10 protein-coding genes and 1 riboswitch are annotated in these 9161 nt (G+C 36.7%); of the genes, 4 read left to right on the top strand and 6 right to left on the bottom strand.

All coding sequences use genetic code 11. The annotated features are described in order from the left end of the window. The first annotated feature begins 101 nt into the window (after positions 1-101). Positions 102-734, top strand: a complete 633-nt coding sequence (locus tag COJ96_RS24755; protein ID WP_098576469.1) for a LysE family translocator — start codon at positions 102-104, stop codon at positions 732-734. Between the two features lie 58 nt (positions 735-792). Here the strand turns inward: COJ96_RS24755 and COJ96_RS24750 are convergent, their stop codons facing one another. Then, positions 793-1233 (bottom strand): cell wall hydrolase, encoded by a 441-nt coding sequence (locus COJ96_RS24750; protein WP_098576468.1) that lies wholly within the window; start codon positions 1231-1233, stop codon positions 793-795. A 139-nt stretch (positions 1234-1372) separates the two neighbouring features. Then, positions 1373-2413: an NAD(P)-dependent alcohol dehydrogenase gene (locus COJ96_RS24745; protein ID WP_098576467.1), complete on the bottom strand. Its 1041-nt coding sequence runs from the start codon at positions 2411-2413 to the stop codon at positions 1373-1375. Positions 2414-2702: 289 nt separating this feature from the next. Here COJ96_RS24745 and COJ96_RS24740 point away from each other — a divergent pair, with 289 nt between their 5' ends. Next, complete coding sequence (locus COJ96_RS24740) at positions 2703-3119, top strand: MerR family transcriptional regulator (protein WP_098576466.1); 417 nt, start codon at positions 2703-2705, stop codon at positions 3117-3119. A 288-nt stretch (positions 3120-3407) separates the two neighbouring features. Here COJ96_RS24740 and COJ96_RS24735 read toward each other — a convergent pair whose 3' ends face one another. Further along, positions 3408-4259, bottom strand: coding sequence for an alpha/beta fold hydrolase (locus COJ96_RS24735; protein WP_180230250.1), 852 nt, complete (start codon positions 4257-4259; stop codon positions 3408-3410). A 190-nt stretch (positions 4260-4449) separates the two neighbouring features. Then, a riboswitch (cyclic di-GMP riboswitch) is annotated at positions 4450-4533 on the top strand. Between the two features lie 28 nt (positions 4534-4561). On the opposite strand from COJ96_RS24735, the gene COJ96_RS24730 reads away from it, so the two are divergent. After that, positions 4562-4954, top strand: a complete 393-nt coding sequence (locus COJ96_RS24730) for a hypothetical protein (protein ID WP_098576464.1) — start codon at positions 4562-4564, stop codon at positions 4952-4954. 437 nt (positions 4955-5391) lie between these two features. Here COJ96_RS24730 and COJ96_RS24720 read toward each other — a convergent pair whose 3' ends face one another. From COJ96_RS24720 to COJ96_RS24710, 3 genes are all read right to left on the bottom strand, one after another. Then, complete coding sequence (locus tag COJ96_RS24720; RefSeq protein ID WP_098576462.1) at positions 5392-6387, bottom strand: zinc-dependent alcohol dehydrogenase family protein; 996 nt, start codon at positions 6385-6387, stop codon at positions 5392-5394. 68 nt (positions 6388-6455) lie between these two features. After that, positions 6456-7658: a macrolide family glycosyltransferase gene (locus COJ96_RS24715; protein ID WP_098576461.1), complete on the bottom strand. Its 1203-nt coding sequence runs from the start codon at positions 7656-7658 to the stop codon at positions 6456-6458. Between the two features lie 4 nt (positions 7659-7662). Then, a complete protein-coding gene (locus COJ96_RS24710; protein ID WP_098576460.1) occupies positions 7663-8286 on the bottom strand; it encodes a nucleotidyltransferase family protein in 624 nt (207 codons plus the stop codon). A gap of 558 nt (positions 8287-8844) precedes the next feature. Here COJ96_RS24710 and COJ96_RS24705 point away from each other — a divergent pair. Next, positions 8845-9048, top strand: a complete 204-nt coding sequence (locus tag COJ96_RS24705; protein WP_098576459.1) for a hypothetical protein — start codon at positions 8845-8847, stop codon at positions 9046-9048. The last annotated feature ends 113 nt before the right edge of the window (positions 9049-9161 follow it).

Raw genomic sequence — 9161 nt, 5'->3', positions numbered from 1 at the left:
GATTTGTCGACAGTCTGAGATTAATCTTCAATTAATCTCTCGCTTTTTATATAATGAATTACATATTCAAACCTTATCAAAATCAGGAAGGAGATACTACAATGGAAAACTTTTATATGTTTGTTCTTATGTGTATTTTTTTTATCATTTTACCCGGTCCCGATACTGCAATCACTACAAAAAATACGGTCACCGCTGGGAAATCCGGGGGGCTTAAAACACTTTTTGGTATTTGTTGTGCCCTTCTTATCCATACGTCTGCTGCTGTATTAGGACTTTCCGCCATCATTGTGAAATCAGCATTAATATTTTCTGTCTTTAAATATGTGGGGGCTGTTTACTTAATTTATCTAGGTGTTAAGACATTATGGTCTTTAAAGAACAAGGAAGTAGCAGCAAGTGCTGAGATGAATACAAAAAGCAAGTTTGCTAGTAAATCTTGTTTTAAACAAGGGTTCCTTACAAATCTCTTAAATCCCAAAATTGCAATTCTTTTTTTAACCTTTTTCCCTCAATTTGTTGACCCTGGAAGCAATACTTTTTTACCGTTTGTTATCATGGGTACCACTTATACTGTATTGACCATCCTTTGGTCAGTACTTTATGTCCATTTAATTCATCAGATTAGTAATTTTATGAAAAAACCTAAAACACAAAATATTATTGAAGGACTCACGGGAACCATACTGATAGGCTTTGGGATTAGACTATTTCTTGAAAAGGCTCATCATTAAAAGTTTTATTTTTAGGTAAATTTCTAAATACTCAAAAAAGCTTACTCGTCGAGTAAGCTTAGCCTCTATAAACACTATCACATGTTCCAGGTTTTGGTTCATAAAAACAATGTTCTTTAAATTGTCCAGATTGAGGTTGACCATACCATGTTGGAGGGCAGGGAGCATGTGGATTAAAATACCAAAGTGCATATTTCGCCGGGTGGTCTCTCCAATAATCCAAATTTTGTTTTGCTAATCTTCTTTCAGCAGTTCTTGATCGTTGATAAAATACATTCCCTTTTTGAACTGCCTCAAAGGAGTAATTTCCACCTTGTACTTGATAAATTACATTCGGAACTGACCTTAGTCCTTTAAAGTCTAAACAATTGGCTACAAGGCGGTTCACAATAACATTACCAACATATAACATTCCTTGTTTTCCTTCACCCTCGGCCTCTGCTCTCATCATCCTTGCCATTAAGTCAACATCAGAACTTCGATAATTTACTCGTGGCATTTTTCCACCCCCAAAATATAGTATGAAAAAAGGACACTATCTATGTCACTGTTTATTTATTCAGATTGTACGGTTAAAGCTTAATAAAAAAGGACGTCCAAAAAGCTAGACTTTTTGGACATCCTTTCATTTACACAAGTTACATCGTACTGATGTCAATTACAAATCGATACTTCACATCTGAAGCTAAGACGCGTTTATAGGCTTCGTCAATTTGGTCTGCTGAAATTACTTCAATCTTAGGAACAATGTTATGTTTTGCACAGAAGTCCAACATTTCCTGAGTCTCACGGATTCCTCCAATCATTGACCCTGCAAATGAACGGCGATGACCGATAAGGGAGAACACATTTAATGAAAGTGGCTCTCCTGGCGCACCGACGTTGACCATTGTACCATCCAGTGCTAGTAACGAAAGGTAGGCACTAATATCAATCTTAGCACTTACAGTATTAACGATAAGATCGAATGTTCCTGCAAGTTTCTGGAATGCTTCTGGATCACTTGTGGCATAGTAGTTGTCTGCTCCTAATTGCAGGCCATCGTCCTTTTTCTTCAATGATTGTGAAAGAACGGTAACCTCAGCACCCATGGCATGTGCAATTTGGACAGCCATATGACCCAGACCGCCCAAACCAACAACCGCTACTTTCTTTCCTGGTCCAGCCTCCCAATGGTTTAGTGGTGAAAATGTCGTAATACCTGCGCAAAGTAACGGTGCTGCAGCATCAAGCCCAATGATATCAGGAATCCTGACTACAAAGTTCTCCGTTACGACGATGTGGGTAGAATAGCCACCTTGTGTAGGCTCGCCGTATTTGTCGACACCAGCGTATGTAGGGACATTTCCTTTCAGGCAGTATTGTTCCTCTCCTTTACGGCAGTTCTCACAATCCCCACAGGAGTCAACCATACATCCAACCCCTACCCGATCACCGATCTTGTACTTTGTGACCTCTGCTCCTACTTCCGTGACAATTCCCGCAATCTCGTGTCCCGGTACGAGTGGATAATTCACGGGGCCCCATTCGCCGTGAGCCGTATGGATGTCAGAATGGCAAATCCCTGCATATTTAATTTCAATCAGAACATCACGGGAATCAAGATCGCGTCTTTTAATTTCAGCCGCTCGAAACGGTTGGTCTGGACCATCAACAGCTCGTGCTTTAGCAGTTACCATTAATAAAACCTCCAATAATTTATATTTTTTCAAGAGGATTCACTTTAAAAGGGACTCATTCATGTTCAAATTCCCCCTCTATCATATTTACCCTCTTCTCTCCCCTTGCAAAACAATATTAATCCTTAGAGTTAACTCTAGGTCAAGTAAAATAATCGAATAAATTTTTAGCCTTTTAATTTCCCTTTTTATGTATACGTACCTTTGACATTAAGCATTTAGCGTGATAAAATCCTCCCTATCCTAGAGTTAACTCGAAGTCCATATCAAAAAGGATGGGAGATAAATGATGAAGACTTATTCTATCAGCGAAGTTGCAAAAGAATTAAACCTTACAGTATATACCTTGCGTTACTACGACAAGGAGGGTCTTATTCCTTTTGTAGAACGAACACCTAGCGGAATACGAATGTTTAAAGAATCTGATATCGGCGCTCTAAAAGTAATTGAATGTCTAAAATCCACTGGGATGCCTATTAAAGAGATTAAAAATTTCATTGATTGGTGTTCTGATGGGGATTCCACTTTGCAACAACGATATGACATGTTTATGGAACGAAAAGCAAATGTAGAAGCACAAATGGAAGAACTAAAAAAAACCATGGAAGTAATCGAGCATAAATGCTTATATTACAAGACTGCATTGGATGCCGGCACCGAAGATATTCATAAAAATGATAAAATAGAAGTTTCTACTATTAATTAAGGCTCACAGTATTGCGGACATTTCTCCCTTTCGCTTGACGAGTTTCGTCCGTAAGAACCGGTATTGCGGACATTTCACTTTATCTCTTAACGAGTTTTGTCCATAAGAACTAGAGCTATGGACATTTCTCCTTAAATGTTAATGTATATAAAACCATCTATAGAAAAAAAGCCGAGCATCCCAATTCAAAATAAAATGCTCGGCTTTTTAGATTGAAAATACTTAAACTAAACCTTGCATAGCCACATCCTAGGTATACATTCCTAATTCAATAGATTAACTTTCAATTTACCGAAGAAAATTCTCAATAAGGCTAATTTGCTCTTCCGTATTTAAAGCTGGGGCATGACCAAGTTTTGGAATCGTTACCATTTGACAGTTTGGTTTTTGGTTCATTTTTTCCGCAACATCAAGAGGAAGAACGTCGGAAATTTCTCCTCGAATGAGTAATATTTTTGATTGAATTGCTTCCCAGTAGTTCCATAAGTTTAGATCTTCTGTGTGCTGAAATTGCAAAGCAATGTTTGGATCATAATCAGGACTCACTCCACCCTCATCGCTTCTTCTACATGAGTATTGGGTAAAATCATTCCACTCCTCTTCATTCGAAAGACCAAATGTGGTATAAATGGTTTGATAATACTTCTTTAATTCACTAAAGGTTTTAAATTGCGGTGGATTCCCTACATAGCTAATAATTCGTTTAATGCCTTCAATATCCTGAACCGCATTTTCAGAAGCACCTGCTCCAATGTCATTTAAAACTAAATGTGAAATCCGATTTTGATGATTAAGCGTTCCAGCAATACGCATTCCAATAGCTCCACCCATTGAGGTCCCAACCCATCGGATCCGTTCGATTCCTAAATGGTCCAATAATTGAATCGCCAGGTTACTGTAGTTTTCAAAACAATAGTCCTTTTCAGGGGAAGAACTCCATTGGCTCAATCCCCGCCCAATTGTATCCGGACAAAGGATATAGTAGTTTTGGGATAGATGGCGGGCTAAAGTATCAAAGTCTCGCCCATTTCGAGTTAAACCGTGCCAACAAACCACAGCTGGTTTCTGTGGATCTCCCCATTCTGTAAAATGAACTTCCATTCCATTAATCATTTCAAACCTAGATCTAGGAGAAGACATACAACCACCACCATTCATTTTTAATATTCCGACAATTAAATATTCGATTTACTGACAAGAATACCTTCTTCCACCTACTCACAATATATTTGAAATAGGAATTGGTTCCAATTTTTTCATAAAACGTCGGTATTTGTAGAACTTTATTTTGTAATTTTTGAAAAAATTGTAATATAATTTACATATCGTTTATAGATAAAGGCAAACTTTTCGAAAGATTGGGACGCAAAGCTACGGGTCTAAGGTTCTAAACTATGATGGCTGGGCTGCCTAAAATAGGACTTATTTTAGGAGGCTAGATTATGAAAAAAATCAATTTGGAATATGCAATACTAGATCAAGACTGGGGAGTTCAAGAACTTGACGATTGTATTCGTCTTCTTATTGATGTGAAATTAAATTGGGATAAAATGGACTTAGAGCCTGAGGTGAAGAATGCCTTTCCTTACTTTCATTTAATTGTTGATCTTTATCCAAACGGATATATTAACTATGAAATGTATCATCATTTTAGTAATTTAAAATTTAAAAGATTTTCGTTTTATAGTTGCTGTGGACAAAAAGAAGGAATGGTTTGTTCGTTCTTTAATCAATATGCAGCGGAAGTTTTTTGCGAAGTTCTAAAAAAAGAGGAGAAGATTAAACACTTCTTTACTTGGCATCTTTCTAATAACAAAAAGAGTGTTAACCAATAATATTACAATGGTCCTGAATGGAGCTTTTTTGATTTCTTAATATGATGGATGTTGTTAGAAAAGCTGCCAAAATTGGCAGCTCTGATTTTTTCGTTATAGCATCCTTTTTCCTTCAACCATATTTCAATAAAATAAAATTTTTATGAAGTTCCCTTTCATTTATTGAAATCCTGACAGCTAAGTCTTCCGTTCTTAAAACAAAATCTTTTACTCCAATAAATTCAGATTCAGCAATCAAATAGAATTGTGTTCCCTTTTTTAAACCTTTAAAGTTATTCTTTAACTTATATACCTTCATTATTTTAACTAGTTTCTCCCATAATCTTTATTAACACAGACATTTACACTATTTTATTGCTTTTTTGAGTCTGCTATCAACAAAAATCCAGTAATGCTCTTCAATTAGAATCAAATCTTATTCTAGAAAAAAAACAATTTTACCATTTATTTATCAATACAATCTTTCCAATTGCTTTATTAGATTCCAAAAAAGTATGTGCTTCATTTACTTGATCAAAATCAAAAACCCTTTCATCTACTAAAGGCTGAAGTTTCCCTTCCTCTACAAGATTTGTTACTTTTCGTAATATGTTCCCATATTCCTGCCTTTTTTCCTTATTCATAATTTTTAAAATCATAAAGGTAATATGTAATGATAGTGCCTTAGCATGCAGAGGTGACAAATCATGCGTTGAGCGTGCTGCGATGGATAATACGGTTCCGTAAGTGGCAGCAGCTTGGAAAGATCGATCAAGGTTTTCGCCACCGACCGTATCGAACACAACGTCAAACCCTTTTCCATCTGTATGTTCTATTACATACTCCTCCACTGACTGTTCTCGATAATTAATGGTCACATCTGCACCTAAACGCTGTCCAATGTTTAATTTTTCCTCAGATGAAGCTGTAGTATATACTTTTGCTCCAGCTACCTTTGCGAGTTGAATGGCGACATGACCTACCCCGCCTGTAGCTCCATGAATAAGGACCGTTTGGCCGTTTTGAATATTCGCACGATTATAAAGTGACTCCCATGCTGTAATCGTTACGAGAGGAAGCGCCGCTGCTTGTGCCATCGTTAAATTTCTTGGTTTAATAGCTAGAAGCTGCACATCCGCAAGCATATACTCAGTTAGGGCACCGTCTGTTCCTTTCACACCACCTGCGCAACCAAAGACTTCATCACCAATCTTGAACTCTGATACTCCGTCTCCAACCTCTACAACTACTCCAGCTACATCGCCGTGTAATATCGCTGGAAATTCTGGTGCAATTGCGGATACCACTCCAGATCGAACTTTTGTATCAATTGGATTTACACTTGTTGCTTTTACATGAATAACAACATGCCCAGGAATTGCCTCAGGCTTATGAACCTTAGCCATCTCAAAAACAGATGGATCACCAAATTTTTTAATCACTTGTGCTTTCATTTGATATCACTCCTCTCCTATCATTTTACATTAAGTATTTAATGTAGCTAAAATAATGTGAACTTTATTTATATAACGTATTTTCTTTTAAAAGCAAAAATCTCATCAACCGCTTGGTGATATCCACCTGATTTTTGAATCGATTCCCTTATAGTTGAAGCAGCTTCATGGAAAGATGGTTCATTTAACACATGATCTGCGGCATCACGAAGTTGATTTGCGGTCAAGCCTTGCATTGGTAATGTAGTACCAGCTCCGAGATTGGCCACCTGCCCGGCAATAATCGGCTGATCCGCGCTTTGAGGGATTACAATGAGCGGAACTCCGTAGTAGAAACCCTCATTGGTACTATTCATTCCACCATGTGTGATAAATAATTTACTCTGTTTTAGCACTTCCGTTTGTGGAACATAATTTTTTACAATAAAGTTTTGAGGGATCTCTCCTAAATCAATTAATGGAGTTTGCTTCCCAATGGACATAACAACCGTATGATCGCTATTTCCAAATGCAGCAAAACAAAGTTTATAAAAATCAATGGCACGGTTAAAAACTGTCCCAAGAGAAATGTAAATAGGACTTTTTCCTTTGATCGTATCAAGGTCAAAGTCATCCTGCATTAATCGTGTGGAGATGGAAGCACCTATAAATTTGAAAGTTTGGTCGAATGCTTCTCCAGAAGGTTGAAACTCTCTAGTTGTATAGACGATTGTAAGTGGGGCTGGATTACAAAAAACCTCGTAAGGAGAAGCAATCTCGACATCATATTTTTCCTTTATCATGGCTGTCAGGCGTTGATATTCATCATTAATTTCCTTAGCTGCTTCTGTAGGAATATTTTTTGAAAGCCGTTCCAACAGTTTATCGAATGATTCCTTTGTCTCCGCAAAGGATGTACAAGAATTGATGGCAGGAAGATTTAGGATTTGGGCAAGTAAACGTCCACAACCAAACATGGAATCATGGATAATGAAATCAAAATGCTCACCTTCAATCTGTTCAAGCACACTAGGTATAACAATATCTGCCGTATGTAGAAGACCGTTAATCCTTTCTGGTAAATAACTTCTCCCACCTTTGATAAAGGCCTGTATAAATTTTTGACCGTCCAACGTACGCACTGTTGCTCCCGTCTTCTCAATCCGCTCACGAAAATCTTCAATTGTAATGTACACGACCTCTTCCCCACGCGAAACAAGTTCTTTTACAACTCCAATCGTTGGATTGATATGCCCTTCTGAACCGGCATTAATAAATAATACACGTGCCATTTCTTCACTCCTCATTAGGTTTTGAATCAAAATACTGTTTCATCTTCATGAAGTCATCAGGGGTGTCAACATCCGCTCCCCACATTGGATTGTCAAATGAAACAATCTTCATTACGTGCTTATATTTTTTGATAATGCTATGACCGCCACTATCCCCCTCAATTGTATGGAATTCGTTAAATAATTCTGCATCCATTAAGACCGGATGGCCTAATTCGCCTTGATATTCTGGGCGGACAATCCGAATTCCTTCTTTCCTGCTTGCTTCATAATTTTCCATTAAGGATTGGATGACTGTCCTAGAAACAAGCGGCTGATCCGCTAGGAAAATTATAACAGCATCCACCTGTTCTTTGATAGATTGGATTCCTAGTTTTAGGGAAGTGGACATCCCAGCAGCATAATTCTGGTTAAAAATGATCTGTATTTCTAGAAAGTCCATAGTATGTTGTTGGATTTCTTCTATATATTTACCGGCAACCAAGATAATCGGATCCAAAGAGCTTTCAACGACTGGTCCAAGGACATAAAGAAAAAGAGGTTTGCCATGTATGGATAGTAATAATTTAGGTTCACCCATTCGTTTAGACATACCTGCAGCGAGTATGATTGCACCAATTTTATGCATGAATTTTCACCTTACCATGCAAAGGCATAGGATTTCTCCTGTTTCTAACGACCATTAGTTCCGATACCATACTTAAAGATACTTCTTCCATCGTTTCAGCTCCTATATCCCAAGTCATACAATTGGAGCGCTGATATTCATCGTAAATCATTTTTGCACTTTTTAGTTAAGATAAGCCTTTATTTCCTCAATCTTTGCAATTCAAATAATCTTCATCTGTTAATTTGTATCTTATCTCCATATAAAGCTCCTTATAATATTCTTTAAAAACATTTACTTTTATCCGTTACTATTCTTATCTGTATTAGTTTAAACTTTAGATTATTATAATGCATTTTTTTGTTTATTTGGTGATTCGAATAAGATTGATTGAAAAAATAGATGGAGAACTAAGTTCTTCAAGTAGCCTGCTAAGTTAGATCAACAAGATTAAAACAGTATTGTCAAACTTATCTGTAAAAATGACAAATTTATGAATCTGGAAAAAAACTCTTTTCAATTTCAGTTTTAATTGATATTTTTCCTATTAAATCAGTAGGAATAGTAGGTGTTATTAAAATGTCTTTGTATGAAAAATTACCAAGTGATTTTTTGATTCAATTTTATTATGAAGTGAAGAAAATGATTTCAAAAGGATTAGTTTCTAAAAATATGTACTATGAATTAGGACTAATAATTGCAGCTGCGTCAAGTAGAGGGATACTATTGGATAAGCCAAAAGATTTTAAACAACACATTGTCCACGAATTATTAATGGAATAATGTAATTAGAATTCCGCCGTGATTGAAGTAAATAGTTAATCGCAGGAAGTCTTTCATTAAACAAACAAAAAAGCCGCTGATAAAAATCAGCGGCTCAGATTGTAGACAAAAGG

The sequence above is a fragment of the Bacillus sp. AFS073361 genome (assembly GCF_002567005.1).
In the GTDB taxonomy this organism is placed as follows: domain Bacteria; phylum Bacillota; class Bacilli; order Bacillales; family Cytobacillaceae; genus Neobacillus.
The sequence above is the reverse complement of the archived record's forward strand: the minus strand, read 5'-3'. Positions and strand labels throughout refer to the sequence as shown.

Bases quoted from the DNA above. Each gene is read 5' to 3' on its own strand.
- COJ96_RS24730 (WP_098576464.1), top strand. From the start codon at position 4,562: ATGAAAAAAATCAATTTGGAATATGCAATACTAGATCAAGACTGGGGA.
- COJ96_RS24745 (WP_098576467.1), bottom strand. From the start codon at position 2,413: ATGGTAACTGCTAAAGCACGAGCTGTTGATGGTCCAGACCAACCGTTT.
- COJ96_RS24740 (WP_098576466.1), top strand. From the start codon at position 2,703: ATGAAGACTTATTCTATCAGCGAAGTTGCAAAAGAATTAAACCTTACA.
- COJ96_RS24735 (WP_180230250.1), bottom strand. From the start codon at position 4,259: ATGTCTTCTCCTAGATCTAGGTTTGAAATGATTAATGGAATGGAAGTT.
- COJ96_RS24755 (WP_098576469.1), top strand. From the start codon at position 102: ATGGAAAACTTTTATATGTTTGTTCTTATGTGTATTTTTTTTATCATT.
- COJ96_RS24750 (WP_098576468.1), bottom strand. From the start codon at position 1,233: ATGCCACGAGTAAATTATCGAAGTTCTGATGTTGACTTAATGGCAAGG.
- COJ96_RS24710 (WP_098576460.1), bottom strand. From the start codon at position 8,286: ATGCATAAAATTGGTGCAATCATACTCGCTGCAGGTATGTCTAAACGA.
- COJ96_RS24720 (WP_098576462.1), bottom strand. From the start codon at position 6,387: ATGAAAGCACAAGTGATTAAAAAATTTGGTGATCCATCTGTTTTTGAG.
- COJ96_RS24705 (WP_098576459.1), top strand. From the start codon at position 8,845: ATGTCTTTGTATGAAAAATTACCAAGTGATTTTTTGATTCAATTTTAT.
- COJ96_RS24715 (WP_098576461.1), bottom strand. From the start codon at position 7,658: ATGGCACGTGTATTATTTATTAATGCCGGTTCAGAAGGGCATATCAAT.